This is a genomic window from Streptomyces nigra, assembly GCF_003074055.1.
In the GTDB taxonomy this organism is placed as follows: domain Bacteria; phylum Actinomycetota; class Actinomycetes; order Streptomycetales; family Streptomycetaceae; genus Streptomyces; species Streptomyces nigra.
In genome coordinates, this window is record NZ_CP029043.1 from 3,763,634 (window position 1) to 3,790,234 (window position 26,601).

The window sequence follows — 26,601 nt, forward strand, 5'->3', positions numbered from 1 at the left end:
GCCATGTGGACGACGGGCCAGATGCTGTGGAGAACCCCGCGAAACCTGTGCACGACACGGTGGACAGCCCTGTGAACAAGACTGCAACCTTCCCCACACCACACGTCTGACCTGAGCGTTTACCGTCCACCGGCTGTGCAGAAGAAAAAGTTTCCCGGTCGGACCAAGTTCCCTTCGAACGGTGCGCGACGCCACACACCACCGGACGCTTCGTAAGGGTCACTCAAAGATTGCATCACTTACCTGTGGACGATTACATTGATGCCCATGACACAGGCCTCCGCGACCCCCAAGGCTGCCCGACGACAGCACGACCGAGAGATCGTCGCCCTGGCCGTCCCAGCCTTCGGCGCACTGGTCGCCGAGCCTCTCTTCGTCATGGCGGACAGTGCGATCGTCGGCCATCTCGGCACCGCACAGCTCGCCGGTCTCGGCGTCGCCTCGGCCCTCCTCATGACCGCCGTCAGCGTGTTCGTCTTCCTCGCCTACGCCACCACGGCGGCCGTCGCCCGCCGCGTCGGCGCCGGTGATCTCCCGTCCGCCATCCGCCAGGGCATGGACGGCATCTGGCTGGCCCTTCTCCTGGGCGCCGCCGTCATCGCTGTCGTCCTGCCCACAGCACCGTTCCTCGTCGAACTCTTCGGCGCCTCCGACACCGCCGCCCCGTACGCGACCACGTATCTGCGGATCTCGGCGCTCGGCATCCCCGCGATGCTGGTCGTCCTGGCAGCGACCGGAGTGCTGCGCGGGCTCCAGGACACCCGGACCCCTCTCTATGTCGCCGTCGGCGGCTTCATCGCCAACGCCGTGCTCAACGTCGGCCTGGTCTACGGCGCCGGCCTCGGCATCGCCGGCTCCGCCTGGGGAACCGTCCTGGCGCAGTGCGCGATGGCCGCCGTCTATCTCCTGGTCGTGATCCGCGGAGCCCGTTCACACGGAGCCTCCCTGCGCCCGGACGCGGCCGGCATACGGGCTTCAGCACAGGCGGGAGTACCGCTGCTGGTCCGCACGCTGTCGCTGCGGGCCATTCTGATGATCGCGACGGCCGTCGCGGCCCGGCTGGGAGACGCCGATGTCGCCGCCCACCAGATCATCCTGTCGTTGTGGAGCCTGCTCGCCTTCGCGCTCGACGCCATCGCCATCGCCGGCCAGGCGATCATCGGCCGGTACCTGGGGGCCAATGACGCAGCCGGCGCCCGAGCCGTCTGCCGCCGCATGGTCGAGTGGGGCATCGCCTCCGGTATCGGCCTCGGGCTGCTCGTGGTGGTCGCACGGCCACTGTTCCTGCCCGTGTTCACCAGCGACAGCGCGGTCCAGGACATCGCGCTGCCCGCACTGCTCGTGGTGGCGTTGTCCCAGCCGATCTGCGGCGTGGTCTTCGTCCTCGACGGTGTCCTGATGGGAGCCGGTGACGGCCCCTATCTCGCCTGGGCGATGGTGGCCACGCTGGTCGTCTTCACCCCCGTGGCCCTGCTCGTCCCGGTCATTGGAGGCGGCCTGACCGGCGTCTGGGCGGCCATGACGCTGATGATGACGGTCCGCATGCTGACGCTCTGGCTGCGGGCCCGCTCGGGTCGCTGGGTCGTCACGGGCGCGACGCGCTGACGTTTCACGTGAAACGGCGTGTTTCACGTGAAACGAACCCAGCCCAACTCGAAGCGAACCCAGCCCAACTCACAGAGAAGGGGCCGTACCCGGGCGGGTACGGCCCCTTCTCTCAGCTGATCAAGCCGAGTGCGGCAATCAGGCCGCGACGACCTCGATGTTGACCTTGGCGGCAACCTCGGGGTGCAGACGCACGGACGTCTCGTGGGCGCCCAGGGTCTTGATCGGCGCGCCGAGCTCGATGCGGCGCTTGTCGACCTCGGGGCCACCGGAGGCCTTGATCGCCGAAGCGACGTCGGCCGGGGTGACGGAGCCGAAGAGCCGACCGGCGTCGCCGGAGCGGACGGCCAGGCGGACCTTGACACCCTCGAGCTGGGCCTTCACAGCGTTGGCCTGCTCGATGGTCTGGATCTCGTGGATCTTGCGAGCGCGACGGATCTGCTCGACGTCCTTCTCGCCACCCTTGGTCCAGCGGATAGCGAAATTCCGCGGGATCAGGTAGTTGCGAGCGTAACCGTCCTTGACGTCGACGACGTCGCCCGCGGCACCGAGGCCGGAGACCTCGTGGGTGAGGATGATCTTCATGTGTCGGTCACCCTTCCCTTATCGCGCGGTGGACGTGTAGGGCAGCAGCGCCATCTCACGGCTGTTCTTCACGGCCGTGGCGACGTCACGCTGGTGCTGCGTGCAGTTGCCGGTCACGCGGCGGGCACGGATCTTGCCGCGGTCGGAAATGAACTTCCGCAGCATGTTCGTGTCCTTGTAGTCCACGTACGTGACCTTGTCCTTGCAGAAAGCGCAGACCTTCTTCTTCGGCTTGCGCACAGGCGGCTTCGCCATGGTGTATCTCCTGTGTGATCAAGAAGTGTGGGTACGACCCACCCCTGGACCCGAAGGTCTAGAAGGGGGGCTCGTCCGAGTAGCCGCCGCCACCGCCGGCGCCGCCGGAGTTTCCACCCCAGCCGCCGCCACCCTGGTTGCCACCGGCGGGAGCGCCGGTCGCCCACGGGTCGTCGGCGGGAGCGCCGCCGCCCTGCTGACCGCTGCCGGAGCCACCGCCCCAGCCGCCGCCGGCCTGGCCGCCGCCACCGCCGCCGCCGTAACCGCCCTGGCCACCGCGAGCGCCACCGGAGGTCTTGGTGACCTTGGCCGTGGCGTTGCGCAGGCTGGCGCCGACTTCCTCGACGTCCAGTTCGTAGACCGTGCGCTTGACACCCTCACGGTCCTCATAGGACCGCTGCTTCAGCCGGCCCTGCACGATGACGCGCATGCCTCGCTGGAGCGACTCGGCGACGTTCTCCGCCGCCTGACGCCAGACCGAGCAGGTGAGGAAGAGGCTCTCGCCGTCCTTCCACTCGTTCGTCTGACGGTCGAAGGTGCGGGGGGTGGACGCGACACGGAACTTCGCGACCGCCGCACCGGACGGGGTGAAGCGCAGCTCGGGGTCGTCGACAAGATTGCCGACCACCGTGATGACGGTCTCGCCTGCCATGGGGGAACCTCTCGGCGGGTTTGCTCTGGCTGCTTGCTACTCGAATCCCGAAATCAGCTGAGCGGAGCTCAGTGCATCTCGGGACGGAGGACCTTGGTCCGGAGGACCGACTCGTTCAGGTTCATCTGGCGGTCGAGCTCCTTGACGACCGCAGGCTCGGCCTGCAGGTCGATGACCGAGTAGATGCCCTCGGGCTTCTTCTTGATCTCGTACGAGAGACGACGACGGCCCCAGGTGTCGACCTTCTCGACCTTGCCGTTGCCCTCACGGACGACGGAGAGGAAGTTCTCGATCAGGGGGGCGACAGCGCGCTCCTCCAGATCGGGGTCGAGGATGACCATCACCTCGTAGTGACGCATGTGGAACCCACCTCCTTTGGACTCAGCGGCCACGGTCGTTCCGTGGCAGGAGGGTCGTGATGCGTACGCAACGGTATCGGCCGCCACTGACAATCGGGGGTGACCTTGCGGTTCTCCCGAGCTCGGGCAGACACCGCTGCAGACGGTACACAGTACCTGCACACCGGCTTCCGGTTGAAATCCGGCCGCCGTCACCCACAATCTGTACACATCGGGTGTGTATGGCGCTACGATGCGCCGCTTTTCGCAGGAGGTGCCCTATGGCACAGGCATTGCGACCCAACACCGCCGGAGGCCTCTTCGCCACGGACGGAAAGGCCCATCCCCTCCAGGACACCCTGCTCGTGGTGACCCTGGTGCTCGGCATCACGTCCTTCGTCACGGCCCAGTTCCACAACCTGCACCTGCTCAGCTCCTGGACCGGACTGATCGGCATCGCCACCGGTGCCTACGGCCAATGGATCTCGGTGACGACCCGTGAGCGCTTCGGCCTGATCGTGGGCCTCGGCGCATCGGGAGTCGGCTTCTTCCTCGGCATGGCACACGGCGGGCTCTTCGGCGGCGTCTGACGCACCTGGGAGGCCCTCCTCGAACCGGTGGCCGGGAGGCCGGCCACCGACATCGCCACAACACCGCATAGAACACCCAGCGGACGTCTCGGAGGCACCCGGAGCCGGGGCGCAGCTTTCGTACGCCCGGTCGAGGCGCTTCCCGGGCGCAGTAGGCTTCGGCGCTAGAGCCGGAGCCCCTGTTCCCATGGGGACACACCAGCCCGAGGAGCGCCCCGAATGAGCCTGACCCTGAGGACGATCAGTCGCGAGCAGCATCTGGCATACATCCAGAGCCTGCCGTCGGCGAGCCACATGCAGGTTCCGGCCTGGGCTGACGTCAAGGCGGAGTGGCGTTCGGAGAGCCTCGGCTGGTTCGACGGCAGCGGCCAGTTGGTCGGCGCGGGTCTCGTCCTCTACCGCCAGCTCCCCAAGATCAAGCGATACCTCGCCTATCTGCCCGAGGGCCCGGTCATCAACTGGTTCTCGCCGAACCTGACCGAGTGGCTGGAGCCGATGCTCGCCCACCTGAAGCAGCAGGGCGCCTTCTCCGTGAAGATGGGCCCGCCGGTGATCATCCGGCGCTGGGACGCGGGCTCCATCAAGCAGGGCATCCAGAACCCGGACGTGAAGCGACTGCGCGACATCGAGGCCGACTTCATCGAGCCGCGCGCCTTCGAGGTCGCCGACAAGCTGCGCCGTATGGGCTGGCAGCAGGGCGAGGACGGCGGGGCCGGCTTCGGCGACGTACAGCCGCGCTATGTCTTCCAGGTGCCGCTGGCCAACCGCTCGCTCGAAGAGGTCCACAAGAACTTCAACCAGCTGTGGCGCCGCAACATCAAGAAGGCCGAGAAGGCCGGCGTCGAGGTCGTCCAGGGCGGTTACCAGGACCTGGAGGAGTGGCAGCGGCTGTACGAGATCACGGCCGTGCGCGACCACTTCCGGCCGCGCCCCCTGTCGTACTTCCAGCGCATGTGGACGGCCCTCAACACCGAGGACCCCAACCGCATGCGGCTGTACTTCGCGCGGCACAACGGGGTGAACCTGTCCGCGGCGACGATGCTCATCGTCGGCGGCCACGTCTGGTACTCCTACGGCGCCTCCGACAACATCGGCCGTGAGGTCCGGCCCTCGAACGCGATGCAGTGGCGGATGCTGCGCGACGCCTACGCGCTCGGCGCCACCGTCTACGACCTGCGCGGCATCTCCGACTCGCTGGACGAGACCGACCACCTCTTCGGTCTGATCCAGTTCAAGGTCGGCACCGGCGGTCAGGCCGCCGAGTACCTCGGCGAGTGGGACTTCCCGCTGAACAAGCTGCTGCACAAGGCGCTCGACATCTACATGTCGCGTCGCTGACCTCGCGGTCACTGCTTCGATACCGTCAGTACCCGCACCGTCGATAGCTTCCATACCTCTGATACACCGCAGCCACGAGAAAGGTTCCAGGTCCGGCCATGGCGCTCACGCTCTACGTCGACACCGCGCGCTGGCGGGCGCACCACAAGCACGTGCAGGAGCAGTTCCCGGGCCTCGTGCCGGTCTGCAAGGGCAACGGCTACGGGTTCGGGCACGAGCGGCTGGCGGAGGAGGCCACCCGGCTGGGCTCCGACATCCTCGCGGTCGGCACGACGTACGAGGCCGCGCGCATCAAGGATTGGTTCGGCGGGGACCTGCTGGTACTCACCCCGTACCGCCGCGGTGAGGAGCCGGTGCCGCTGCCGGACCGCGTCATCCGCTCGGTGTCGTCGGTGGACGGCGTGTACGGCCTCGTGGGCGCCCGCGTCGTCATCGAGGTGATGTCCTCGATGAAGCGGCACGGAGTGAGCGAGCACGAGCTGTCCCAGCTGCACGCCGCCATAGAGAACGTCCGGCTGGAAGGCTTCGCCATCCACCTGCCGCTCGACCGCACGGACGGCTCGGACGCCGTCGAGGAGGTCATCGGCTGGATGGACCGGCTGCGGGCGGCCCGGCTGCCGCTGCACACGATGTTCGTCAGCCACCTCAAGGCCGAGGAACTGGCCCGTCTGCAGCAGCAGTTCCCTCAGACGCGCTTCCGCGCCCGGATCGGCACCCGGCTGTGGCTGGGGGACCACGACGCCACCGAGTACCGCGGCGCCGTCCTGGACGTCACGCGCGTCTCCAAGGGCGACCGGTTCGGCTACCGCCAGCAGAAGACGGCCTCCGACGGCTTCCTGGTGGTCGTGGCGGGCGGTACGTCGCACGGGGTGGGCCTGGAGGCCCCGAAAGCGCTGCACGGCGTCATGCCGCGCGCCAAGGGCGTCGCCCGCGCCGGCCTCGCCACGGTGAACCGGAATCTCTCGCCCTTCGTGTGGGGCGGCAAGCAGCGCTGGTTCGCGGAGCCCCCGCACATGCAGGTCTCGATTCTCTTCGTGCCGTCGGACGCGCCCGAGCCGAAGGTCGGTGACGAGCTGGTCGCCCATCTGCGGCACACCACCACGCAGTTCGACCGCATCGTGGACCGCTGAGTCGAGACCCCTCGAGCGACGAAAGGCCGTACACGGAACCTCCGTGTACGGCCTTCTGCGTGGTACCCCCGCCCCTTTGTTCGCTCAGAGCGAACCGTCGACGGCCTTCCGGTCGCCCCAGGCCACCTGCGGGCCTTCCTCGTCATGGGCGGCATGGCGTGGCGGATGGGCTGCCGCTCCGAACACGTGCACGTCCTCCGCCCGGTCGAGGACACCGCCCGACGGATCGTCCTCGCCGCCCCTGCGCACCGGGTCGCGCTCCGGCATGAGGATGTCCCGCACGACGACGGCGACCAGGTACAGGGTGCCGAGCAGGTGCAGGCCGATGGCCCAGTGGTAGCCGTCCGGCGGCAGACCCTTGTGGGCGTCCCCGCTGGTCGTGTAGGCGAGGTACATCCAGATACCGAGGAAGTACGCCACCTCGCAGGCCTGCCAGATGAGGATGTCCCGCCACCTCGGTCGGGCCAGCGCGGCCAGCGGCACCAGCCACAGGACGTACTGCGGCGAGTAGACCTTGTTGGTGAGGATGAACGCCGCGACGATCAGGAAGGCCAGCTGGGCGAAGCGCGGCCGGCGCGGTGCGGTGAGCGCGAGCGCCGCGACCCCGGCACAGCACAGCAGCATCAGCAGCGTGGCGAGGGTGTTGACGGTCTCGGTGCTCAGCGGGTCCGTGGAGTTCTGAACGAGGATCAGCCAGAAGGAGCCGAAGTCGACGCCCCTCTCCTGGCTGAACCGGTAGAACTGCGACCACCCGTCCCAGGCGAGCAGCATGACCGGGAGATTGACGGCCAGCCAGGCGAGCGCGGTACCGCCCAGGGCCCGGCCGAAGTCGCGCCACTTGGCCGCGCGCCAGCAGAGCACGAAGAGGGCACCGAGCAGAAAGACGGGATACAGCTTGGCGGCGGTGGCCAGGCCCAGCAGGATCCCGAAGGCGAGTGGGCGGCCACGCGACCACATCAGCATCGCCGCCGCTGTCAGGGCCACGGCCAGGAGATCCCAGTTGATGGTCGCCGTCAGCGCGAAGGCGGGCGCCAGGGCGACGAGCAGCGCATCCCAGGGCCGCCGCCGGTGGGTGCGGGTCACGCACACGGCGATGACCGCGGCGCACACCATCAGCATCCCGGCGTTGACCATCCAGTACCACTGCTCCTGGTCCTGGATGCTGCCGCTGCCCGAGGTGAGCCAGGACGCGACCTCCATGAAGACGCCGGTCAGCACCGGGTACTCCAGGTACTGCATGTCGCCGGGCAACTTGTCGAAGTACGGCACCAGCCCGTCGGCGAAGCCCCGCCCCTGGTACAGGTGCGGGATGTCCGAGTAACAGGCGTGCGTGTACTGGGAGCTGGCTCCGAAGAACCAGGCGCCGTTGTAGCAGGGCGCCTTCTGTACCAGGCCGAGCGCGAACATGCCGATGGCCACCAGCGCGATGATCCGTACCGGCGTCCACCAGGACGTCCCGAGCAGGGCACGCCGGCCGATCGGGCCACCGATCAGTTCACTGCCACGGGCGGCGACCTCGTCCTCCCTGGTCGGCCGCACCTGATCCGGCTCATGCGCGCTCATGGGCGTCGTCTCTGCACTGGACATGGGGCACATCCTGCCGCACGCGTCGAAGAACGGGCTCGGGAAGCCGGGGCGCGACCGGTGACTGTTTCACGTGAAACCGACGTTTCACGTGAAACAGGGATCAGCCGAAGTGCGCTCAGCTCCGACGTCCCGGCACAGGGGCCGCCATCGACACAGGCACCGCTCCTACAGCCTCTGCATGGCCGTGAGAGCGCCAAAGGCCGGTGGCCGGCATCCGATCACTCGGATGCCGGCCACCGGCCTTCTCATCGCGGTTGAGCCCTTCGGTCAGCCTTCCGGCCGACCGAAGATGCCTCCGGCGCCGTTGTTGCCGCCGTTATTGCCTCCGCCGCTGTCGTCCGTCGCCGTCTCGGTGGCCGTCGGGGAGGACGTCACGCCCCCGTCGGTGCCTCCGTTCTGACCGCCACTGTCGTCCTCACAGCGGAAGTCGAACGGGCGGCAGGTGCTCGTCGGAGTCGGGGTCAGCGAGGGTGTGTCGGACGGGGTCGGCGTCTCGGACGGAGTCTCCTCGACCGTCTCGGTGGGCGTGGGCGTCGCCGTCGGCGAGGGAGTGTCGTTGACGATCTCACCGATGGGCTCGGCATCCGGGAACGGCTCCGGCGTGCCGTAGCTCTTCATGGCCTCGGACATGTAGTCCTTCCAGACCTCCGCCGGGATGTCACCACCGTGGATCGAGGAGACGCCACCGGTGCCGTTCATGGAGAGCAGCTTGCCCTTGTCGGGATCCGTCCGGAACAGCGTCACGGCCGTCGACAGCTCGCGGGTGTAGCCGACGAACCACGCCGACTTGTTCTCGTCGGTCGTACCGGTCTTGCCGGCCACGGGGAACCCGATGTCGGCGACCTTCTTGCCGGTGCCGTTCTTGACCACGTTCTCGAGGACGTCCGTCACGTTGTTCGCGACGTTCTCGTCCATCGCGGTTTCCTTCTCCGGCGTCTCGAAGCCCTTGAGGGGCTCACCGTCCTTGATCACCTTGGTGACGGAGTAGGGCTCGTAGTGGATGCCGTCGTTGGCGAAGCTGCCGTACGCGTCCGCCATGCGGATCGCGCTCGGGGTCGAGGTACCGAGCGAGAACGACACGTTCTTGATGTTGGCCTGGTCGAAGGAGCTGGCCGGGATGCCCATGTCCTGGGCGAGTTCCTGAGTGTTGGCGAGACCCACGTCGATGCCCAGCTGGGCGAACGGGCTGTTGATCGACTGCTCCATGGCCTTGCGGAGTGTGACCATGCCCCAGGCCTTGGTGCCCTCGTTCTTCTGACGGAACGGCTTGTCGCCGTCCGGGATCGGATCGCCGTTCCTGTCCCTGATGACGAGGAGGTCGTTGCCGTTGTACCGGGCCATCGGCGACAAGGGTTCGCCGTCGGTCTCGTACGTCCCGTACTTCATCGCGGCCGCCAGCACGATCGGCTTCCAGGTCGATCCGACCGGTACACCCAGGGTGTTGGCGTTGTTGGAGTAGTGACCCTTGTTGTAGCCCGCGCCACCGTAGATCGCGACGATCGCTCCGGTCTTGGGGTCGACCGACGCGCCACCGAACTGGACGTACTTGTCCTTCTCCCGCTTCTTCGGGTCGAGGAAGCTCTTCTCCGTCTTGTCGACGGCGGCCGCCAGCTCGTTGACCTTGTCCTTGTCGAAGGTCGTATAGATGCGATAGCCGCCCTTCTCCAGGTCCTCCGGAGACAGGCCCGCCTTCTTCGCCACGTACTCCTTGGCAAGGTCGATGAGGTATCCCGTCTGACCGGACAGGTTGGAGCTCTGCTTCTTCAGCTTGGGGAAGGCGCCGACCTTGGCCTGGTCGGCCTGCGTCATGCGCCCCACCTCGACCATGCGGCCCTGGATCCACGACCAGCGGTCCTTGACGCGCTTGGTGTTCCGATCCTTCGTGGCGTTGGCGCCCACACCGCCGTCGGGGTTGTAGAAGTTCGGGCCCTTGAGGACCGAGGCCAGGAAGATGCTCTGCGACGGCGTGAGCTTCTTGGCGTCCACGCCGAAGTACGCCTGAGCGGCCGCCTGGATGCCGTAGGCGTTGCGGCCGTAGTAGGCGGTGTTGAGGTAACCAGCGAGGATCTCGTCCTTCGACATCTTCTGGTTGACCTTGATGGAGATGAACAGCTCTTTGAACTTCCGGGAGAGCGTCTGCTCCTGGCTCAGGTACGTGTTCTTCACGTACTGCTGGGTGATGGTCGAACCACCCTGCGTCTCGCCGCCCTTGGCCATGTTGAAGAGCGCGCGGCCGATACCCGCCGGGTCGATGCCCTTGTCCTCGTAGAAGGTCGCGTTCTCGGCGGAGACCACCGCGTCCTTGATCTCCCTCGGGATCTCCGCGTCGCTCACCAGCTGACGGTTCGTCTGACCACCGGTCGCGGCCATCTGCTTGCCGTTGGACCAGTAGAAGACGTTGTTCTGGGCGAGGGCCGTGTCCTGGGCCTTCGGGATGCCGACCATGGCGTATCCGATGCCCGCGGCCGCGACCAGACCTCCCATGAAGGTGAGGAAGAGGCCCGTCACGAGCCTCCAGGACGGCATCCATCGCGCCGCGCCGTACTTGCCGGCGCGCGGATAGTCGATGAACCGCTTCTCCGCGGGTGGTGCCGAACGTCCCCTGCCCGGGGCCGCGCGACGGCCCCCCCTTGCCGGTTCCGCCGCCCTGCGGCGGCTTCCACTGCTTCTCTGGGCCGCGCGTCGCGCCTCGGCGCGGCCGCCGTACAGACGGTCCTCGCCTCCTGATCCGGTGGCACCCGACCCGTACGGGTCGGAAGGAGATCCGGTGGCGCCTCGCGGTGCCGCACGGCGGCCGGTGGACGAGCCGGACTGGCCGCGTCGGGCCGCGGCACGTCCGCCTCCCTGCGGCTGCGGCGGTTTGCGACGGTGCTCGCTCATCGAACGACTACTCCTCGGGCAGGCGCACCCCTGCGCGCCTGGCAACGGCGGCTGTTTTCCGGTCCCCCCGACATACGGATGTGAGCGGTTTCGCATTCATCCGTACTGCACCAAGGACGACGACGTCCTCTGGCGTCACTTGGTTCCCGGTGCTGTGCATGGCGCACAGACTACGCACCGTCAAAGTGCTCGCGACCCCGAACTTCACCCCAAATCAGGCAAGTCGCTCGACACAAGACGGTGATGTGATCCCGTTCACCATTTCTCCACTTGTCGCTTCCGGAAGGCCGTTCTATCGTGCTGATGTATCGAGTCGATACATCAGCGAGAGACAAGGCGAGGAGGCGAGGGGATGAGCCGGCGTTCCGGGATCCTCGAGTTCGCCGTCCTCGGACTGCTCCGCGAGTCCCCCATGCACGGCTACGAGCTGCGCAAACGACTCAATACGTCACTGGGAGTGTTCCGCGCCTTCAGCTACGGCACCCTCTACCCCTGCCTCAAGACGCTGGTCGCCAACGGCTGGTTGATCGAGGAGCCGGGGAGCACCACCGAGGACGCCCTCGCCGCACCACTCACGGGTCGCCGCGCCAAAATCGTCTACCGGTTGACGGCGGAAGGTAAGGAGCACTTCGAGGAGCTGCTCTCGCAGACCGGTCCCGACGCGTACGAGGACGAGCATTTCGCTGCCCGATTCGCCTTCTTCGGACGCACCCCGCAGGACGTACGCATGCGCGTACTCGAGGGCCGCCGCAGCCGGCTGGAGGAGCGCCTGGAGAAGATGCGCGCCTCCTTGGCTCGCACCCGGGAGCGCCTCGACGACTACACGCTTGAGCTCCAGCGCCACGGGATGGAGTCCGTGGAGCGCGAAGTGCGCTGGCTGAACGAGCTCATCGAGAGCGAGCGGGCCGGGCGGGACCTGAAGGGTTCCGCCTCCGGGGAGCCCGACTCGCCGGACACCACACATGGAACGCCGGGCGGCCTGCCCCGGTCGGGAGACACCTCCCGACCGGATACGCCCGACGACACCGCCACGTGAGATCCACTCAGGACCTCACTCGTACACACAGGGAGCAACCGGAATGGGTTCGGTTCGCGTAGCCGTCGTCGGCGTGGGCAACTGCGCCGCGTCGCTGGTTCAGGGAGTCGAGTACTACAAGGACGCCGACCCGGCGTCCAAGGTCCCCGGCCTGATGCACGTGCAGTTCGGCGACTACCACGTCCGCGACGTCGAGTTCGTCGCCGCGTTCGACGTCGACGCGAAGAAGGTCGGCCTCGACCTCGCGGACGCCATCGGCGCCAGCGAGAACAACACCATCAAGATCTGCGACGTGCCGCGCACCGGCGTGACCGTCCAGCGCGGCCACACCCTCGACGGTCTCGGCAAGTACTACCGCGAGACGATCGAGGAGTCCGCCGAGGCCCCGGTCGACGTCGTTCAGGTCCTCAAGGACAAGCAGGTCGACGTTCTGGTCTGCTACCTGCCCGTGGGCTCCGAGGACGCGGCGAAGTTCTACGCCCAGTGCGCCATCGACGCCAAGGTCGCCTTCGTCAACGCCCTCCCGGTCTTCATCGCCGGCACCAAGGAGTGGGCGGACAAGTTCACCGAGGCGGGCGTCCCGATCGTCGGCGACGACATCAAGTCCCAGGTCGGCGCCACCATCACGCACCGCGTCATGGCGAAGCTGTTCGAGGACCGCGGTGTCGTCCTGGACCGCACGATGCAGCTGAACGTCGGCGGCAACATGGACTTCAAGAACATGCTCGAGCGTGACCGCCTCGAGTCGAAGAAGATCTCGAAGACCCAGGCCGTCACCTCGCAGATCCCCGACCGTGAGCTCGGCGAGAAGAACGTCCACATCGGCCCGTCCGACTACGTGGCCTGGCTCGACGACCGCAAGTGGGCCTACGTCCGCCTCGAGGGCCGTGCCTTCGGTGACGTTCCGCTGAACCTGGAGTACAAGCTCGAGGTCTGGGACTCCCCGAACTCCGCCGGTGTCATCATCGACGCCCTGCGCGCCGCGAAGATCGCCAAGGACCGCGGTATCGGCGGCCCGATCCTCTCCGCGTCGAGCTACTTCATGAAGTCCCCGCCGGTCCAGTACTTCGACGACCAGGCCCGGGAGAACGTCGAGAAGTTCATCAAGGGCGAGGTCGAGCGCTAGGTCGTGTCCGTAAAGTCGCGTCGTCCGCCCGTAGGGCGGGCCGAGCGGCGTCCGGCGCGTGCTCTGGGGGTACCCCCTGCTCGAAGAGCTGGGGGGAGCGCCGGACGGGCTCCCGCGTACTGGTTGTACGCGGGTGGCCGGCCGGTGCGGCGAGTGGGGGTCCCCCCTGCTCGAAGAGCTTGGGGGAGTGCCGGACGTCGAACGGCAGGCGGGACTTTGCGGACACGGCCTAGGCACGCCCGACGGCGGCACCGCGCCCCGAGCGCGCGGTGCCGCACCGGAACGCTCCTGCCAGAGCTGCTGAGGGTCCCTGGGTCGTCCCGGGGGCCCTCGCCGTATGTGAGGCTGTGCCCCATGTCCGTCGTACGTGACCTGCGGGTCCTCTGGCGCTTCCGGGACTTCCGGCGCCTGCTCGCCGTACGCCTGTTCTCGCAGGGCGCCGACGGTGTCTACCAGACCGCTCTCGCCACGTACGTCGTCTTCTCACCGGAGAAGCAGAGCTCCGCCGGCGCGATCGCCGCCGCGATGGCGGTCCTGCTCCTGCCGTACTCCCTCGTGGGCCCCTTCTCCGGTGCCCTGCTGGACCGTTGGCGCCGCCGCCAGGTCCTTCTGTACGGCAGCCTGCTGCGCACCCTGCTCGCGTCGGTCACGGCCGTGCTCATCGTCGCCGACGTGCCCGACTGGCTGTTCTACGTCTCCGCCCTGTGCGTGACCGCGGTCAACCGCTTCGTCCTGTCCGGGCTGTCCGCCGCGCTGCCGCGAGTCGTCGACGGTGAGCGGCTGGTGGTCGCCAACTCCCTGTCGCCGACCGCCGGGACGCTCGCCGCGACCGCCGGTGCCGGTCTCGCCTTCGTGGTCCGGCTGGCGGTGTGGGACTCGGACGCCGCCGTGGTCCTCTTCGGGGCGGCCCTGTATCTGTGCGCGGGGCTGATGGCCCTGCGGATGGCACCGCACCTGCTCGGGCCCGATCCCGAGTTGGTACGCCCGCGCCTCTCCTCGGCGCTCTCCGGCACCACGCGCGACCTGGCGGCCGCCGTACGCCATCTCTCCGCCCCGCCGCGCCGGGAGGCCGCGTGGGCGCTGCTGGCGATGACCCTGATGCGCTTCTGCTACGGCGCCCTGCTGGTCACCCTGCTCATGCTGTGCCGGTACGCCTTCACCTCGGACACGGAGGACGGACTCGCCCTGCTGGGCGTCGCGTTGGGGCTCTCCGGCGCCGGTTTCTTCACCGCGGCCGTGGTGACGCCCGCTGCCGCGGGACGACTCGGCCCGGGGCGCTGGATCGCCGTCTGCGCGGGCGTCGCCGGCGTCCTGGTGCCCGCCCTCGGGCTGCCCTTCGCCACCGTCCCCATGCTGGTGGCGGCCTTCGTCCTGGGCGTGACGACGCAGGGCGCGAAGATCGCGACGGACACCGTCGTGCAGTCCTCGGTCGACGACGGCTTCCGCGGCCGGACCTTCTCCGTCTACGACGTCCTGTTCAACGTCGCGTTCGTCGGGGCTGCGGCGGTGGCGGCCCTGATCCTGCCCCCGGACGGCCGCTCGGCTCCGCTCATTGTCACGGTCGCCGTCATCTACTCGGCGGTTGCGGCTGCTATGGCCCATTTTGAGAGGCGCTCCGTGTCACGGCAATGACACAGAGCCACTCCCGGGTGGGGAATTGTCAGGGGGGGCCGGTAGCTTACGTGCGTCTTACATCGCGCATAGCTCGCGATCAGCACCCATGTTCTAGGGGGACCCCCAAGTGTCGACTCCGCCGCCTCAGGGCAATCCATTCGCCCAGGGCCAGAACCCGTACGCCCAGGCTCCGCAGGGCCAGGCTCCGTACCCTCAGCAGCCGGGCGTCCCGGGCGTTCCCCCGCAGGGTGGTGCCCCCTACGCTCCCATTCCGCCGGAGCAGCCCCGTCGCAAGGTCAGCTTCAAGACGATCAAGAACGTCCTCGTGGGCGTGGGCGTCGTCGTGGCGATCGTCCTCGGTGTCATAACGAGCATGGACGACGCGGACAAGGCTGAGGTGGGCGACTGCCTGAAGTCCGCCTCCTCGTCGAGCGACGAGATGGAGGTCGTCGACTGCACCTCCTCGGAGGCCGAGGCCAAGGTGCTGAAGAAGATCGACGGCACGTACACCTCGTTCACCGCCGAGACGGCGTGCCGCAAGGTCAGTGGTGCGACGAGCTTCTACGCGCAGACCGGTGACGGCGACAACTTCCTGCTGTGCCTGTCGGACGTCTGATCTGAGCTTCACGCACTGAGGGGCGATGTTTCACGTGAAACATCGCCCCTCAGTGCGTCCTGAATGGGTCCCCAGCCGGTCCTCGGTTGTGTTTCACGTGAAACACAACCTCTCCCCGGACCTCAGTCCTGTGCGGCCCACCACTCCTTGAGTGCCGCCACCGCCGCGTCGTGATCCATCGGCCCGTTCTCCAGCCGAAGCTCCAGCATGTGCTGGTACGCCTTGCCGACGACCGGCCCCGGACCGACCCCGAGGATCTGCATGATGTCGTTGCCGTCGAGATCCGGGCGGATGGAGTCGAGCTCCTCCTGCTCCTGAAGCTGAGCGATGCGCTGCTCCAGGCCGTCGTAGGCGCGGGAGAGCGCGGCCGCCTTGCGCTTGTTCCGGGTGGTGCAGTCCGAGCGGGTCAGCTTGTGCAGGCGATCCAGGAGCGGGCCGGCGTCCCGGACGTAACGGCGGACCGCCGAGTCCGTCCACTCCCCGGTGCCATAGCCGTGGAAGCGCAGGTGCAGCTCGACCAGGCGCGAGACGTCCTTCACGAGCTCGTTGGAGTACTTCAGCGCCGTCATACGCTTCTTCGTCATCTTCGCGCCGACCACCTCGTGGTGGTGGAACGAGACTCGGCCGTCCTTCTCGAAGCGGCGCGTACGCGGCTTGCCGATGTCGTGCAGCAGTGCCGCCAGCCGGAGGGTCAGGTCGGGACCGTTCTCCTCGAGGTCCATCGCCTGCTCCAGCACGATCAGCGTGTGCTCGTAGACGTCCTTGTGCCGGTGGTGCTCGTCGCTCTCCAGCCGCAGCGCCGGAAGCTCGGGCAGCACATGGTCGGCCAGCCCGGTGTCGACCAGCAGGGTCAGACCCTTGCGGGGGTGTGAGGAGAGGATCAGCTTGTTCAGCTCGTCCCGGACCCGCTCCGCGGAGACGATCTCGATGCGTCCGGCCATGTAGGTCATGGCCGCCACGACCTCGGGCGCCACCTCGAAGTCCAGCTGGGCCGCGAAGCGGGCCGCGCGCATCATGCGCAGCGGATCGTCCGAGAACGACTCCTCGGGGGTGCCGGGCGTCCGCAGGACCCGCGCGGCGAGGTCCTCGAGCCCTCCGTGCGGGTCGATGAACTCCTTCTCCGGCAGGGCGACGGCCATCGCGTTCACGGTGAAGTCACGCCGGACGAGGTCCTGCTCGATGGAGTCGCCGTACGACACCTCGGGCTTGCGCGAGGTGCGGTCGTACGCCTCCGACCGGTACGTCGTCACCTCGATCTGGTAGCCGTCCTTCTGTGCCCCGACCGTGCCGAACGCGATCCCGACCTCCCACAATGCGTCCGCCCAGGGGCGCACGATCTTCAGCACGTCCTCGGGACGGGCGTCGGTGGTGAAGTCGAGATCGTTGCCGAGCCGGCCGAGCAGCGCGTCCCGTACCGATCCGCCGACCAGGGCGAGGGAGAACCCGGCCTCCTGGAATCGGCGGGCGAGATCGTCGGCGACGGGCGCGACCCGCAGCAGTTCACTGACCGCGCGGAGCTGCGCCTCGCTCAGGGCGCTGGGCTTGTCTTCGTTGGCGTTCGGCACAACAGAAGAGGGTACGTGGCCCGGGCGGGCGCCCGCTCCCTGCCCAGCGCGCCCCCGGCTCTCCGAGAGAGGCGCGGACACCTCCGTCGATACAGGCACAAGATCTGCTCTTGCCCCGTACGAAATCCCTCCCTTTTATACGGGCACATATCTGACAGAACGGTCGCCGAAAGCGATCTTGCTGAGGGAGACCGCGGCACTTCCCCTCAGCGGGCATCGTTACCATGCCTGGACGCACATTCCGACGACCACTGACGACGACTAGGGACGGACGAGCGCGTGGCCGAGGCGGCAGACTTCCAGGGGACCAGTCCCTCACCTGCCCGCCGGTGGCTGCGGCGCACCGGGGCACTGCTCGCCGGCGCGCCTCTGCTGGCCGGTCTGCTCCAGCTGCCCTCCTCCTCGGCACAGGCGGCCCCACAGGGCTCTCTGAGCGCCGCCTCGGGCCCCGGATCGGTCGATGTGGCTGTGGATTCCCTCACCCCCGGCGTCCCCGGAGAGGGCGACACCGTCACGGTCACCGGCACGGTGACCAACAAGGGGAAGCGGACGGTCACCGACGCCCAGGTGGACCTGCGTCTGGGCCAACCGGTGGCCACCCGCTCGGCCATCGACACGATCTCCCGACGCACCACCTACCAGCCCGGCCTCGACGGCGACCCGGTGGGCGGGAAGTACGTCAAGGAGTTCGCCAAGCTGGCCCCGGGCATCTCCCAGCGCTTCAGCATCGCGGTGCCCGTCGACAAGCTGGACCTCGACCAGGCGGGCGTCTACCAGCTCTCCGTGTCCCTGTCCGGCGAGACGTCGGCCCAGCCCTGGCCGCAGGTGCTCGGCATCCAGCGCACGTTCCTGCCGTGGCAGCCCGACGAGGCCGAGACCAAGACGCGGACGACCGTGCTGTGGCCACTGATCTCGACGTCGCACATGACGGCCGAGACCGGTTCGGACGAGTCGCAGACACCCGTCTTCCACGACGACGACCTCGCCAAGGAGCTCGCCCCCGGCGGCCGCCTCCAGCAGATGGTGGCGCTCGGCAAGGAACTCGACGTCACCTGGGTGATCGACCCCGACCTGCTCGCCTCCGTGGACGCGATGACGGAGAGCTACAGCATCCAGGGCGAGGGCGACACGACGACGCCCGGCACCCATCAGGGCGTCGCCAAGCAGTGGCTCTCGGACCTGCAGCAGGCCGTCCAGGACAAGGAGGTCGTCGCCCTGCCCTTCGGGGACCCCGACCTGGCCTCCCTCGCGCACAACGGCACGAGCGTCACCGGGTCCCTGAACCATTACAAGGAGGCGACCGACGTCGCCGGGGACACCGTCGAGTCGATCCTCCACGTGGAACCGGCGACCGACTTCGCCTGGCCCGTGGACGGCGCCGTCGACCCCTCGATCGTGAAGGTCGCCACCTCCGCCGGCGCGGACAAGGTGATCGCCCGCAGCGACAGCCTTGCGGAGGACAACAGCCTCCCGTACACCCCGTCGGCCGCCCGCCCGATCGGCGGTGGCACCAGCGCCGTCGTCGCGGACGCCCGCCTGTCGACCCTGTTCCAGGGCAATCTGACCCGGGCCTCGACCTCGACGCTCGCGGTGCAGCGGTTCCTGGCCCAGAGCCTGACCCTGAACCTCCAGACCGGCAAGCAGCGCAACATCGTCGTCGCCCCGCAGCGCATGCCGACCGCGAGCCAGGCCCAGACCATGGCGCAGGCCGTCCGGGCGCTGCAGGACGGCTCCTGGTCGCAGGCTCAGGACCTCACCGCGGCCGCCTCGGCCAAGCCGGACGCCTCCGCCACCACACGGGTCCCGGCGGCCTCCAAGTACCCCTCCGCCCTGCGCAAGCGGGAGCTGCCCAGGGGCGCCTTCGCGCAGATCGCCACCACCCAGGACAAGCTCGACCGGTTCAAGGTCATCCTCACCAACCAGTCCCGCGTCGTGACCCCCTTCGGGCGGGCCATGAACCGGATGATGTCGACGTCCTGGCGGGGCCGCGCGGGCGCGGCGGCGGACTTCCGCAACGGTGTGGAGGCGTACGTCGACTCCCTCGCCGGCCAGGTCACACTGATCGACAAGTCCGAGACGAAGCTGTCCGGACGCAGCGCCACGATCCCCGTCACCGTGAAGAACAACCTGGTGCAGGGGGTCGACCACCTGGTCCTGCGGCTCAGGTCGACCGCTCCGAGGCGCCTCGAGATCGGCGGCGAGTCCTACGAGGAGCAGGAGGTCGCGGTCTCCGGCGGCCACAGCCAGACGGTGAAGTTCACAGCGTCTGCGCAGGCCAACGGCAAGGCGACGGTGATCGCCCAGCTGTACACCGAGGACGGCCGGGCGTACGGCGACCCGGTCAAGTTCGATGTGAAGGTCACCGAGTTCACGGCCACCGTGATGCTGGTCATCGGCGGCGGATTCCTGCTGCTGGTTCTCGCCGGGTTCCGTATGTACACGCAGCGCAAGCGCGCGGCGGCCCGTGCGGCCACGGAGGACGGGGCCGAGGGGACGAGCCCGTCCGAGGGCGATACGGAGAACCCGGAGGGCCCTGCGGAACGTCTCACGGACGAGGACCTCACCGAGGAGGAGCCGGGCGACGGAGCCCGGGCAGGCACCTCCGAGCAGCCGAGTGACCCGACCCCGGACACCGCAGCGGAAAGCGCCGACCCGTCCGGCACGGGTGAGAGAGTGGACCGTTGAGCGAAGTCGTGGCCGGTGGGCCCGGGACGATGAGGTGGGGTAGCCATGAACGCGCCGTACGACGGTGACCGCGGCCAGGCCGCGGGCAGCTCGGGGCACCCCGAGGGCCCGCCGCCCGAGCATGGCCAGGTACCGCCGCAGCACCCCGCGGACATGTACCTCCAGGACGCCTACGACCAGGACCCCTACCGGGGGCAGGACATCACCGCCCAGGACCCGGTCGCCGAGGCACTGTACGACCGTGCCGCGCACCCGCCGCCCCCGCCGGGCACGTACCAGCCGCAGCAGCCGCTCTACTCCCAGCCGCCGCAGTCGCCGTACGCCCCCGACCCGAACGTGTGGGCGCAGACACCGGCACCGGAGCCGGAGGGCCCGACCCAGTACCTGCCGTACGGGGACGACCCCCGCACGACCCAGTACGTCGGTGTCGACGACCTCGTCTCGCACTCGGCGGAGGAGCGTCCCGAGCACGACGCCTTCGCGCACCTCTTCCGGGACCAGCAGCAGGGCGGCGGCCCGCAGCAGTACCAGCCGACGACGGTCCCCGGCCCGTCCCCCGCGCCCGCTCCGGGTCCCCAGCAGACGGCCGCCCCGGCCGCCGCACCCGAGAGCGACGAGCCGGCGCCCGCTCCGGCCCCCGCGCCCGTCGCCAAGAAGGGCGGCCGCGTCGGCGGTCTGCTGAAGTCGAGCGCGGTCATGGCGGCCGGCACGATGGTGTCCCGCCTCACCGGGTTCATCCGGTCGATGCTGATCGTCTCGGCGCTCGGCCTCGGTCTGCTCGGCGACTCCTTCCAGGTCGCCTACCAGCTGCCGACGATGATCTACATCCTGACCGTCGGCGGTGGCCTCAACTCGGTCTTCGTTCCGCAGCTCGTCCGCGCCATGAAGGACGACGAGGACGGCGGCGAGGCGTACGCGAACCGTCTGCTGACCCTCGTCATGGTCGCGCTCGCCGCCCTCACGGCGTTGGCGATGCTCGGGGCGCCCGTGCTGGTGAGCGCGCTGTCGACCAATGTCGCCGACGACCCCGCCGCCAACGAGGTGGCCGTCACCTTCACGCGCTACTTCCTGCCCTCGATCTTCTTCATGGGCGTCCACGTCGTGATGGGCCAGATCCTCAATGCCCGCGGCCGCTTCGGCGCCATGATGTGGACCCCGGTCCTGAACAACGTCGTCATCATCGTGACGCTCGGCATGTTCCTGTGGGTGTACGGCACCGCCGAGCACTCCGGGATGTCCGTCACGAGCATCCCGCCGGAGGGCCAGCGGCTCCTCGGCATCGGCATCCTGCTCGGCCTGGTGGTCCAGTCCCTCGCCATGATCCCGTACCTGCGGGAGACGGGCTTCCGGATGCGGCTGCGCTTCGACTGGCGGGGCCACGGCCTCGGCAAGGCCGCCATGCTCGCCAAGTGGACGATCCTGTTCGTCCTGGCCAACCAGGCCGGCGCCCTCGTCGTCACCCAGTTGTCCACCGCGGCCGGTATCGCGTCCGGCGACGAAGGCACCGGCTTCGCCGCCTACGCCAACGCCCAGCTCATCTGGGGTCTGCCGCAGGCCATCATCACCGTCTCCCTGATGGCCGCCCTGCTGCCCCGGATCTCCCGCTCGGCCGCCGAGGACGACGCCGGCGCGGTCCGCGACGACATCTCGCAGGGCCTGCGCACCACCGCGGTGGCCATCGTGCCGCTCGCCTTCGGGTTCGTCGCGCTCGGCATCCCGATGTGCACCCTGATGTTCGGCTCGTCCGGCGCCGACCAGGCCACGAACATGGGCTTCATGCTGATGGCCTTCGGCCTCGGCCTGATCCCCTACTCGGTGCAGTACGTCGTCCTGCGCGCCTTCTACGCGTACGAGGACACCCGCACCCCCTTCTACAACACGGTCATCGTCGCCGCCTGCAACGCCGCCGCCTCGGGCCTCTGCTACCTCGTCCTGCCCGCCCGCTGGGCCGTGGTGGGCATGGCGGCCTCCTACGGCCTGGCGTACGGGATCGGCGTCGGGGTGGCCTGGCGGCGGCTGCGGCTGAAGCTGGGCGGCGATCTGGACGGCTCCCGCGTGACGCGGACCTACGCGCGGCTCTGCATCGCGTCGGTCCCGGCGGCGCTGCTCAGCGGCGCGGCCTGCTACGGCATCAGCCGGTCCCTCGGCCAGGGTGTCGTCGGCTCGCTCACCGCCGTCCTGGCCGGTGGGGTGGTCCTGCTCGGAGTCTTCTTCGTGGCCGCCCGGCGGATGCGTATCGAGGAACTGAACTCGCTCGTCGGCATGGTCCGCGGGCGCCTGGGTCGCTGAGGTGGGGGTAGGCGCACAACCATCGTCCGTCATCGTGTGTCGTGCATAGCGGCGGACTGTGGGCACAATTGGTTCGGCGTCGGACGGCGCGCACGAGGTGTGGCGGCGCGCATTGAATGGGGAGGCTGGAACGACGGTGGCGGAACGGAGCACGGCTGCCGTCGACGTGGCAGACAACAGCGGTGACGAGCCGCTGACCGCTCAGGCGGACGAGTCGTCCACGGCCGACGGGGTGGCCACGAATCGGGAGCGGGGCACGGACATCGACGAGGCACAGGGGAGTGGCGGGACCGAGGGTCCCGGGAAGGCCTCGGCGCCCGAGCTGCACAGCGGACACAAGCTCGCCAGCCGCTACCGCCTGGAGGAGTGCGTCACCCGTCTGGACGGTTTCAGCAGCTGGCGTGCCGGCGACGAGAAACTGCGCCGCGCCGTCGGCGTCCACATCCTGCCCGCGGATCACGCGCGCGCCCGGGCCGTGCTGGCCGCGGCCCGCTCCTCCGCGCTGCTCGGCGATCCCCGCTTCGTCCAGGTCCTCGACGCCGTCGAGGAGGACGACGTCGTCTACGTCGTGCACGAATGGCTGCCCGACGCCACGGAGCTGACAGCCCTCCTCGCCGCGGGCCCGCTGGAGGTGTACGACGCCTACCAGATGGTCACGCAGGTGGCCGCCGCCATGGCGGCCGCACACCGTGAGGGCCTGGCCCATCTGCGCCTCAACCCGAACGCCGTACTGCGCACCTCGACCGGGCAGTGGCGCATCCGCGGTCTCGCGGTCAACGCCGCGCTGCGCGGCATCAGCTCCGACACCCCGCAGCGCGCCGACACCGAGGCCATCGGCGCCCTGCTGTACGCCTGCCTCACCCAGCGCTGGCCCTACGAGAGCGACGCCTACGGCCTGTCCGGGCTCCCCAAGGACGTCGGACTGATCGCCCCGGACCAGGTGCGGGCCGGCGTGCACCGCGGGCTGTCCGAACTCGCCATGCGCGCGCTCGCCAACGACGGCGCCACCGCCTCCCGCCACGAGGCCGCCTGCACCACTCCGGAGGAGCTGGTGAAGGCCATCGGCGAGATGCCCCGCATCCGCCCGCCGGAGCCCGCGTTCACGGCCCCGCCGGACTACCAGCGCACCACGTACCAGCAGGGCACGTACGGCCGTCCGGCGCCGCGTCCCGGCGTCACCCAGCCGGTGCCCACCCCGCCGCCCCCGCTGCAGAGCCGCACCGGCAAGGCCCTCAAGTGGGGCGTCTCGGCCCTCCTGATCGCCGCCCTGGGGCTCGGCAGCTGGCAGCTCGCCGACGCCCTCATGGACCGGGGCAAGCAGTCCGACGACCCCAACCGGACGCAGACGACGGACGAAGGCGACAAGAACAGCGGCAAGAACAAGCCGTCCAAGCCGCTCGCGATCGCCGGCGCCCAGGAGTACGTGGCTGAGGGCGACGCGCAGCACCCCAACGACGTGGGTCTGACGCACGACGACGACGCGTCGACGGGATGGCGGACCAACAGCTACAAGGACGGTCCGAAGATAGTGATCAAGCCCGGCGTCGGCATCGTCTACGACCTCGGCTCCGAGAAGGAGGTGTCGGCCGCGACACTGTCCCTCCGGTACGGCGGCGATCACACCACCGTGAAGCTGTACGCCACCGACACGCTCGACTCGTCCACCCCGCTGAGCTCGATGAAGGAACTGGGCCAGGCGACGACGAGCGGCATCTCCGCGAAGGTGACCGTCGAGAAGCCGGTCCAGAGCCGCTATGTGCTGGTGTGGCTGACCGCGATGCCGTACTCCGGCGCCGACTCCGCCAACTACAGTCAGCCTGGATACAAGCAGGCCATCACCGAAGTGAAGTTCACCGGCTGACTGCGTCCCAGGGGAGGGGGTCCGTGTGACAGATCGCACCGCTCACGGCGACGCGAGCGATCAGGACCTCCTCGCCCTGCACGTGGCCGGGGACCCCGACGCCTTCGGTGAGATCGTGCGGCGCCACCGCGACCGTCTCTGGGCAGTGGCCCTGCGCACGCTGGGGGACCGCGAGGAGGCCGCCGACGCCGTCCAGGACGCCCTCGTCTCCGCCTACCGGGCCGCCCACACCTTCCGGGGCCAGTCGGCCGTCACGACCTGGCTGCACCGGATCACGGTGAACGCCTGCCTGGACCGCGCCCGCAAGGCCGCCTCGCGCAAGACCTCGCCGGTCGACGACACCGAGCGCCTCGAGCAACTCCTGGATCCGCACGAGTCGGCCTCTGCTCCCGCCGAGCGCAACGATCTGCACCGCCAACTACTGGAAGCACTCGGCACCCTGCCCCCCGACCAGCGGGCGGCTCTCGTCCTCGTGGACATGCAGGGCTACCCCGTCGCGGAGGCGGCCCGGGTCCTGGACGTCCCCACCGGAACGGTGAAGAGCCGCTGTGCGCGGGGCAGAGCCCGTCTGCTGCCTCTGCTCGCCCATCTGCGGCCCGAGCGCGGAGCCGGCGGAAAGGATCCGGGCGAGAGGCGGAACCGGACGCAGGGGACATCCGTCCCACCGGCAGTGGGTCCACGTGCCACGGGTCAGGACACGGAGCCACGCGACAACGGTCCGAGTGATTCAGCCGCAGTGAAGGGCGGAGGTGGGCGAGCGTGACATCCATGGCGGGCAAGGCCGGGCACCCGGACGTCACCGAGATCGCCGACCTCACCGAGGGCCTGCTCTCTCCGTCCCGGGCCGCCGACATAGAGCGGCACCTGGAGGACTGCGAGCTCTGCACGGACGTCCGTGAGTCGCTGGAGGAGATCCAGGGACTGCTCGGCTCGGTGCCGGCCCCGTCACGGATGCCCGACGATGTGGCCGAACGCATCGACGCCGCCCTGACCGCCGAGTCCCTCGCTCGCTCGGCCGCGACGGAGAATCCGGCGGAGCCGACGCCGAGCGAGAAGACCGGCGCGGACATCGCCGACTCTCATGTTTCACGTGAAACATCGCCCACCGTGGACCGTCCGGCGGGCCATCCGCGCTCGTCGACCACCGGCCCCGGCCGCAAGGGCCGGAAGAGGGCAGGGAGCCGCAAGGCGGCCCTGGGCGCCGCCTTCACGGCCGTGGGACTGGGACTCGGCTCCGTGCTGCTGGTCTTCGCGGTGAACGGCGGCGGTTCCAGCCCCACCGCGGGAGGGGACCACACGGCGTCCGACACCTTCTCCGCGGACAAGCTGGAGAGCAAGGTCGCGGACCTCCTCGACAAGACAGCGCAGTCCGCACCGACCTCCCGTAATCCCAACCGAAGCATGGGTGTGGAAGGCGGCGCGGACACCAAGAGGCCGCGGGTCCTGCGGGAGATCAACGTGCCGGAGTGCGTCCAGAAGGGCATCGGCCGCGACGACAGCGCACTCGCCGCTGAGGAAGGCGTCTACAAGGGCAAGGACGCGTTGCTCGTCGTCCTCCCGGACGCCTCCGATGTCACTCGGGTCACCGCCTATCTGATGGACGCGACCTGTGTGAAGCACCCGACGACGAGCAAGGCCCAGGTTCTTCTGACCGAGTCCTACGCGCGTTCCTGAACGCCCCGCGATTGGTCGACCTCAGGCGTGGCAACCCGTGAAGGGGGCATCACCGTGTGCCCTGACACAGCGGGAATGCGCGCCCCTTAGGATCCGTTGGGTGGGGTGAGAGCTTCCAAGGGAGTTCTCACCGGTCCGACGACGTATTCCAGAGACGAGGAATCAAGCCGTGAGCGACGTCCGAAACGTGATCATCATCGGCTCCGGGCCCGCCGGCTACACGGCGGCGCTCTACACCGCGCGCGCGTCGCTGAAGCCGCTGGTGTTCGAGGGCGCCGTCACTGCCGGTGGTGCGCTCATGAACACCACCGAGGTGGAGAACTTCCCGGGTTTCCAGGACGGCATCATGGGCCCCGAGCTCATGGACAACATGCGCTCCCAGGCCGAGCGCTTCGGCGCCGAGCTGGTTCCGGACGACATCGTCAACGTCGATCTGACCGGTGAGATCAAGACCGTCACCGACACCGCCGGCACCGTCCACCGGGCGAAGGCCGTCATCGTCGCTACCGGTTCACAGCACCGCAAGCTCGGCCTGCCGAACGAGGACGCCCTCTCCGGCCGTGGCGTGTCCTGGTGTGCCACCTGTGACGGGTTCTTCTTCAAGGACCAGGACATCGCCGTCATCGGCGGTGGCGACACCGCGATGGAAGAGGCCACCTTCCTCTCCCGCTTCGCCAAGTCCGTGACGATCGTGCACCGCCGCGACACCCTGCGCGCCTCCAAGGCAATGCAGGACCGCGCCTTCGCCGACCCGAAGATCAAGTTCGTCTGGGACAGCGAAGTGGCCGAGGTCCAGGGTAAGCAGAAGCTCTCCGGCCTCAAGCTGCGCAACGTCAAGACCGGCGAGCTCTCGGACCTGGCGGTCACCGGCCTCTTCATCGCGATCGGCCACGACCCGCGCACCGAGCTGTTCAAGGGCCAGCTGGAGCTGGACGAGGAGGGCTACCTCAAGGTCGACGCCCCCTCCACCCGCACCAACGTGTCCGGCGTCTTCGCCGCCGGTGACGTCGTGGACCACACCTACCGCCAGGCCATCACCGCGGCCGGCACCGGTTGTTCCGCCGCCCTGGACGCCGAGCGCTTCCTCGCCGCCCTGGCGGACGAGGAGCAGGCCGAGCCCGAGAAGACCGCAGTCTGAACCCCACCCGCCCCACGCACCACTAGTTAAGGAGCCC

Annotated in this window: 21 protein-coding genes; 14 read left to right on the forward strand and 7 right to left on the reverse strand. The window is 68.9% G+C overall.

Going from position 1 to position 26,601, the window contains the following annotated elements; all coding sequences use genetic code 11:
- Positions 1–267 precede the first annotated feature (267 nt).
- The gene (locus DC008_RS17400) at positions 268–1,605 is read left to right on the forward strand and encodes an MATE family efflux transporter (RefSeq protein ID WP_108707767.1); all 1,338 of its coding nucleotides are present in this window, start codon (positions 268–270) and stop codon (positions 1,603–1,605) included.
- A gap of 138 nt (positions 1,606–1,743) precedes the next feature.
- On the opposite strand, the gene rplI is transcribed toward DC008_RS17400, so the two are convergent.
- From rplI to rpsF, 4 genes are all read right to left on the reverse strand, one after another.
- Complete coding sequence (gene rplI, locus DC008_RS17405; protein ID WP_108707768.1) at positions 1,744–2,190, reverse strand: 50S ribosomal protein L9; 447 nt, start codon at positions 2,188–2,190, stop codon at positions 1,744–1,746.
- A gap of 18 nt (positions 2,191–2,208) precedes the next feature.
- Complete coding sequence (gene rpsR, locus DC008_RS17410) at positions 2,209–2,445, reverse strand: 30S ribosomal protein S18 (protein WP_003949403.1); 237 nt, start codon at positions 2,443–2,445, stop codon at positions 2,209–2,211.
- Positions 2,446–2,503: 58 nt separating this feature from the next.
- On the reverse strand, positions 2,504–3,097 hold the full coding sequence (locus tag DC008_RS17415) for a single-stranded DNA-binding protein (protein WP_108707769.1): 594 nt from the start codon (positions 3,095–3,097) through the stop codon (positions 2,504–2,506).
- Positions 3,098–3,165: 68 nt separating this feature from the next.
- The gene (gene rpsF, locus DC008_RS17420) at positions 3,166–3,456 is read right to left on the reverse strand and encodes a 30S ribosomal protein S6 (RefSeq protein WP_086797674.1); all 291 of its coding nucleotides are present in this window, start codon (positions 3,454–3,456) and stop codon (positions 3,166–3,168) included.
- Positions 3,457–3,716: 260 nt separating this feature from the next.
- Between rpsF and DC008_RS17425 the strand changes: the two genes are divergently transcribed.
- The 3 genes from DC008_RS17425 to DC008_RS17435 all read left to right on the forward strand — a co-directional run bounded on the left by DC008_RS17425 (position 3,717) and on the right by DC008_RS17435 (position 6,493).
- Positions 3,717–4,025, forward strand: coding sequence for a hypothetical protein (locus DC008_RS17425; protein WP_108707770.1), 309 nt, complete (start codon positions 3,717–3,719; stop codon positions 4,023–4,025).
- A gap of 219 nt (positions 4,026–4,244) precedes the next feature.
- Positions 4,245–5,363: a peptidoglycan bridge formation glycyltransferase FemX gene (gene femX, locus DC008_RS17430; RefSeq protein ID WP_108707771.1), complete on the forward strand. Its 1,119-nt coding sequence runs from the start codon at positions 4,245–4,247 to the stop codon at positions 5,361–5,363.
- Positions 5,364–5,461: 98 nt separating this feature from the next.
- Positions 5,462–6,493, forward strand: coding sequence for an alanine racemase (locus DC008_RS17435; protein ID WP_055621038.1), 1,032 nt, complete (start codon positions 5,462–5,464; stop codon positions 6,491–6,493).
- Positions 6,494–6,577: 84 nt separating this feature from the next.
- Here DC008_RS17435 and DC008_RS17440 read toward each other — a convergent pair whose 3' ends face one another.
- On the reverse strand, positions 6,578–8,080 hold the full coding sequence (locus tag DC008_RS17440) for a glycosyltransferase family 87 protein (protein ID WP_208645909.1): 1,503 nt from the start codon (positions 8,078–8,080) through the stop codon (positions 6,578–6,580).
- A gap of 267 nt (positions 8,081–8,347) precedes the next feature.
- Entirely contained in the window at positions 8,348–10,960 is a 2,613-nt protein-coding gene (locus tag DC008_RS17445) for a transglycosylase domain-containing protein (protein ID WP_164492322.1), read from the reverse strand.
- 352 nt (positions 10,961–11,312) lie between these two features.
- Between DC008_RS17445 and DC008_RS17450 the strand changes: the two genes are divergently transcribed.
- The 4 genes from DC008_RS17450 to DC008_RS17470 all read left to right on the forward strand — a co-directional run bounded on the left by DC008_RS17450 (position 11,313) and on the right by DC008_RS17470 (position 15,352).
- Positions 11,313–11,996 (forward strand): PadR family transcriptional regulator, encoded by a 684-nt coding sequence (locus DC008_RS17450; protein WP_108707774.1) that lies wholly within the window; start codon positions 11,313–11,315, stop codon positions 11,994–11,996.
- Between the two features lie 43 nt (positions 11,997–12,039).
- Positions 12,040–13,122: an inositol-3-phosphate synthase gene (locus DC008_RS17455; protein WP_055621042.1), complete on the forward strand. Its 1,083-nt coding sequence runs from the start codon at positions 12,040–12,042 to the stop codon at positions 13,120–13,122.
- Positions 13,123–13,476: 354 nt separating this feature from the next.
- Positions 13,477–14,754, forward strand: coding sequence for an MFS transporter (locus DC008_RS17465; protein ID WP_108707776.1), 1,278 nt, complete (start codon positions 13,477–13,479; stop codon positions 14,752–14,754).
- A gap of 109 nt (positions 14,755–14,863) precedes the next feature.
- Positions 14,864–15,352, forward strand: coding sequence for an LppU/SCO3897 family protein (locus DC008_RS17470; RefSeq protein WP_208645911.1), 489 nt, complete (start codon positions 14,864–14,866; stop codon positions 15,350–15,352).
- 122 nt (positions 15,353–15,474) lie between these two features.
- Here DC008_RS17470 and DC008_RS17475 read toward each other — a convergent pair whose 3' ends face one another.
- A complete protein-coding gene (locus tag DC008_RS17475) occupies positions 15,475–16,917 on the reverse strand; it encodes a CCA tRNA nucleotidyltransferase (protein ID WP_108707777.1) in 1,443 nt (480 codons plus the stop codon).
- Positions 16,918–17,196: 279 nt separating this feature from the next.
- Between DC008_RS17475 and DC008_RS17480 the strand changes: the two genes are divergently transcribed.
- The 6 genes from DC008_RS17480 (at position 17,197) to trxB (ending at position 26,564) form a co-directional block, all read left to right on the forward strand.
- Positions 17,197–19,602 (forward strand): DUF6049 family protein, encoded by a 2,406-nt coding sequence (locus DC008_RS17480; protein ID WP_108707778.1) that lies wholly within the window; start codon positions 17,197–17,199, stop codon positions 19,600–19,602.
- A 45-nt stretch (positions 19,603–19,647) separates the two neighbouring features.
- Entirely contained in the window at positions 19,648–21,891 is a 2,244-nt protein-coding gene (murJ, locus tag DC008_RS17485; RefSeq protein WP_108707779.1) for a murein biosynthesis integral membrane protein MurJ, read from the forward strand.
- Between the two features lie 136 nt (positions 21,892–22,027).
- Complete coding sequence (locus tag DC008_RS17490; protein ID WP_108707780.1) at positions 22,028–23,752, forward strand: protein kinase family protein; 1,725 nt, start codon at positions 22,028–22,030, stop codon at positions 23,750–23,752.
- A 25-nt stretch (positions 23,753–23,777) separates the two neighbouring features.
- Positions 23,778–24,515 carry an RNA polymerase sigma factor SigM gene (sigM, locus tag DC008_RS17495; protein ID WP_108707781.1) on the forward strand — a complete coding sequence of 246 codons (738 nt, stop codon included), beginning with the start codon at positions 23,778–23,780 and terminating at the stop codon, positions 24,513–24,515.
- Positions 24,512–25,426 carry an anti-sigma factor family protein gene (locus DC008_RS17500; RefSeq protein ID WP_108707782.1) on the forward strand — a complete coding sequence of 305 codons (915 nt, stop codon included), beginning with the start codon at positions 24,512–24,514 and terminating at the stop codon, positions 25,424–25,426. The genes sigM and DC008_RS17500 overlap by 4 nt, the downstream gene beginning before the upstream one ends.
- A 169-nt stretch (positions 25,427–25,595) precedes the next feature.
- The gene (gene trxB, locus DC008_RS17505) at positions 25,596–26,564 is read left to right on the forward strand and encodes a thioredoxin-disulfide reductase (RefSeq protein WP_108707783.1); all 969 of its coding nucleotides are present in this window, start codon (positions 25,596–25,598) and stop codon (positions 26,562–26,564) included.
- Positions 26,565–26,601 lie beyond the last annotated feature (37 nt).

Excerpts from the sequence above, each read along its gene's own strand:
- DC008_RS17450 (WP_108707774.1), top strand. The coding sequence starts at position 11,313 with ATGAGCCGGCGTTCCGGGATCCTCGAGTTCGCCGTCCTCGGACTGCTC.
- femX (WP_108707771.1), top strand. The coding sequence starts at position 4,245 with ATGAGCCTGACCCTGAGGACGATCAGTCGCGAGCAGCATCTGGCATAC.
- DC008_RS17445 (WP_164492322.1), bottom strand. The coding sequence starts at position 10,960 with ATGAGCGAGCACCGTCGCAAACCGCCGCAGCCGCAGGGAGGCGGACGT.
- rpsF (WP_086797674.1), bottom strand. The coding sequence starts at position 3,456 with ATGCGTCACTACGAGGTGATGGTCATCCTCGACCCCGATCTGGAGGAG.
- DC008_RS17425 (WP_108707770.1), top strand. The coding sequence starts at position 3,717 with ATGGCACAGGCATTGCGACCCAACACCGCCGGAGGCCTCTTCGCCACG.
- DC008_RS17465 (WP_108707776.1), top strand. The coding sequence starts at position 13,477 with ATGTCCGTCGTACGTGACCTGCGGGTCCTCTGGCGCTTCCGGGACTTC.
- DC008_RS17455 (WP_055621042.1), top strand. The coding sequence starts at position 12,040 with ATGGGTTCGGTTCGCGTAGCCGTCGTCGGCGTGGGCAACTGCGCCGCG.
- DC008_RS17435 (WP_055621038.1), top strand. The coding sequence starts at position 5,462 with ATGGCGCTCACGCTCTACGTCGACACCGCGCGCTGGCGGGCGCACCAC.
- murJ (WP_108707779.1), top strand. The coding sequence starts at position 19,648 with ATGAACGCGCCGTACGACGGTGACCGCGGCCAGGCCGCGGGCAGCTCG.
- rplI (WP_108707768.1), bottom strand. The coding sequence starts at position 2,190 with ATGAAGATCATCCTCACCCACGAGGTCTCCGGCCTCGGTGCCGCGGGC.
- rpsR (WP_003949403.1), bottom strand. The coding sequence starts at position 2,445 with ATGGCGAAGCCGCCTGTGCGCAAGCCGAAGAAGAAGGTCTGCGCTTTC.
- DC008_RS17440 (WP_208645909.1), bottom strand. The coding sequence starts at position 8,080 with ATGTCCAGTGCAGAGACGACGCCCATGAGCGCGCATGAGCCGGATCAG.
- DC008_RS17400 (WP_108707767.1), top strand. The coding sequence starts at position 268 with ATGACACAGGCCTCCGCGACCCCCAAGGCTGCCCGACGACAGCACGAC.
- DC008_RS17415 (WP_108707769.1), bottom strand. The coding sequence starts at position 3,097 with ATGGCAGGCGAGACCGTCATCACGGTGGTCGGCAATCTTGTCGACGAC.